Genomic DNA, 2,622 nt, shown 5'->3' on the forward strand with positions numbered 1-2,622 from the left:
TTTTTATCAATTCGCGAGAATCAGCAAACTGGGCATTAATTCCTTTTTCATTCAAAAGAGAAGTTATTGTTTTGGCCGAAATCACTTCGCCTTGCGACAAAACTTGATCTTTAATTTTTTCGCTATAGTCACCTATCAAACTTATGCCTTCAAAAAGCTTGTCTAGAGTTGCAAATTCTTGCGACAAATCAATATTTGCGAAACCATTTTGTTGGTAGCTTTTAAAACTTTCTAACAAGGGTTTGTAATTACCGTTTTTGGCCGCAATCATTAAAATGTCTTCTAGTTCGTCGGTTGCATTTCCTCGTGCCGAAACAACCACAGCTATGTTTTCACTTTTACTTTTTTTGTCGATTATAATGTCTAAAACTTTGTTTATTCCTTCTCCGTTGGCCAATGATTTTCCGCCAAATTTCAATATTTTCATTTTGTCTTTTTTATTTTTAAAAACAACATCCAGTAAATTGCTTAATTGATCGTATTCCATTAAAAACGCATCGTGACCGTGTTGCGAATCAATCTCGCTATAAAATACATTGTTCTTGAATTTCTTTATTTCGTGATACGTTTCCCGATTTTCATTGGCCGTAAAAAACAAATCCGAGTTGATTCCGATGATATAAATATTGGCATCAACTTCAGAAATTATTTTTTCCAACGAAGTTCTGCCTCTAGTAATATCAATGGTTTTAAGCAACTGATTCATCATTTTGTAGGCCGAAAGTTGAAACCTTTTTTGCAATTTCTCTCCGTGATGATTCAGCCAACTTTCTACTTCAAACGACTCTAAAGATTCTGTTGAATTTCGTTGAAATTTTTCTTTGAAAGATTCAGGTGTTCGATAGCACATCATTGCGTGAATGCGCGCATCTTCGATGGGATGAGAAGAATTATTTAATATTTTTTCTTGCAAATAACAATTCGCAATCAGCCAATCTGTCGATTTCCAATCAGTAGCAATTGGAATGAAATTGTGTGTTAATTTGGGCTCCAAAGCCACCATTTCCCAAGCAATTCCGCCACCTACTGAACCACCTATTAAAGCAAACAATTCTTTTATTTTCAAAAATCGAATTCCTTCCAAGAAAAGTCTCGCGATGTCTCTAGCATTAAAATCCAAATAATTTTCGATTATGTTTCCATCAAAACCATTTCCGGGAACATTAAATGAAACGATGGTATATTTTCGAATATCGATGGTTTTATCGATGCCAATCAAATCGTTCCACCAGCCATTTTCGCCAACAACCTGTGAGTTTCCGGTCAAGGCGTGATTGACCAAAACAATTGGAGCAGTATTTATTGGCAACCCAAAAGTTTGATAACTTAAATGGATTGTAGGACAAATGACACCACTTTCAGTAGTGAAATTTTGTATGATAATTATTGTTGGTTTATTTTCCAATTTTCAAATCTTTTATAATTTTTGATTTGTGTCTGGAAATATTAGAAAGAAAACTAGAAGTAAACTAGATAAATTCTTGTTGTTATCTTCTCCCAAAAAACGGGATAGAATGTAGCACCTTCTTCGTTTTCAAAGGGTTGCTAAGCTTTCATCGGGTCTATTCCCTCGAGCTTTCTTTATAACATTTCAATACAATCGTGAACTTAAAGGCACAAATTAACCACTATTTTTTTTAACCACCAAATTTTACGTTAGTTGGTTTTTTAATTAAAATAAAACCCGCAACAAAGAGAGTCTGCTTAGAGACTCCCACTGCTGCTTGTTTTGAAATTCAAATACTATTTAACCTCTTTTTTTTAGATAAAAAGCGTTTCGTTTTCTTCAGAATACATTTGATGAAACAAAGAATTCGGAGTTTTATCAGAGGTTGAAGTTTGTTTTAAATTTACACCAAATTTGGTATGAGTAAATTCAAAGTCATCCTTATCAGTACTATTTGCTTTTGTTTTTATATTCAAACTTTTGAAAAATGGAATTGCTTTTAAAATATATTTTAGTGTTTTCATAATGTCTTTTTTTTAGATGTTCTAATTTTTTATTTTAAACATATTGAATTCAGTTTTCCTAAGTTCAAATATGTTTGTTTTTATACTTTTAAATTCTCGAATACGGTCTTCAAATCTGCTTTCAAATCTTCGATATCTTCTAACCCGACCGAGAGTCTTATTAAATCTTTAGTTACTCCGGTTGCGACCTGTTCTGCATCTGACAACTGCTGGTGCGTGGTACTGGCTGGATGAATAATTAAAGATTTCGTGTCTCCAATATTGGCTAAAAGCGAGAATAACTTTGTTTCATCGGCCACTTTCTTGGCAGCTTCAAAACCTCCTTTTAGCCCGAAAGTTAGTAAACCGTTTTGCCCTTTAGGTAAATATTGTGTTGCCAAATCATAATATTTACTGGACTTTAATCCTGGATAATTGACCCAAGCTACTTGATCTTGACTTTCTAACCATTTGGCCAAAGCCAATCCGTTTTCGCTGTGCTTCTGGACTCGAACGGGTAAAGTTTCGAGTCCCTGAATAATTTGCAAAGCATTAAACGGACTCAAAGCTGCTCCATAATCCCGCAAACCTTCGACACGAACTTTGGCAATAAAAGCAGCATTTCCCAGTGCTTCGTGATACACTAATCCGTGATAACTTGCTGATGGTTCT

The 2,622-nt window shown here is 34.3% G+C and carries 3 protein-coding genes and 1 riboswitch; all 3 genes read right to left on the bottom strand.

Features of this window, described 5'->3' with window-relative positions; genetic code table 11:
* On the bottom strand, window positions 1-1,405 hold a 1,405-nt coding region (locus tag PHC28_RS18090), incomplete at its 3' end, for an alpha/beta fold hydrolase (RefSeq protein WP_300103805.1).
* 79 nt (window positions 1,406-1,484) lie between these two features.
* Window positions 1,485-1,590, bottom strand: a riboswitch (SAM riboswitch).
* Window positions 1,591-1,761: 171 nt separating this feature from the next.
* Complete coding sequence (locus PHC28_RS18095; RefSeq protein ID WP_300103809.1) at window positions 1,762-1,971, bottom strand: hypothetical protein; 210 nt, start codon at window positions 1,969-1,971, stop codon at window positions 1,762-1,764.
* A gap of 80 nt (window positions 1,972-2,051) precedes the next feature.
* A partial coding sequence (locus PHC28_RS18100; protein ID WP_300103813.1) for a PLP-dependent transferase occupies window positions 2,052-2,622 on the bottom strand: 571 nt, incomplete at its 5' end.

Source organism: Flavobacterium sp. (assembly GCF_028712645.1).
Classification (GTDB): Bacteria; Bacteroidota; Bacteroidia; order Flavobacteriales; family Flavobacteriaceae; genus Flavobacterium.

Coding starts and splice junctions, on each gene's coding strand:
- PHC28_RS18095 (WP_300103809.1), bottom strand. CDS start 1,971: ATGAAAACACTAAAATATATTTTAAAAGCAATTCCATTTTTCAAAAGT.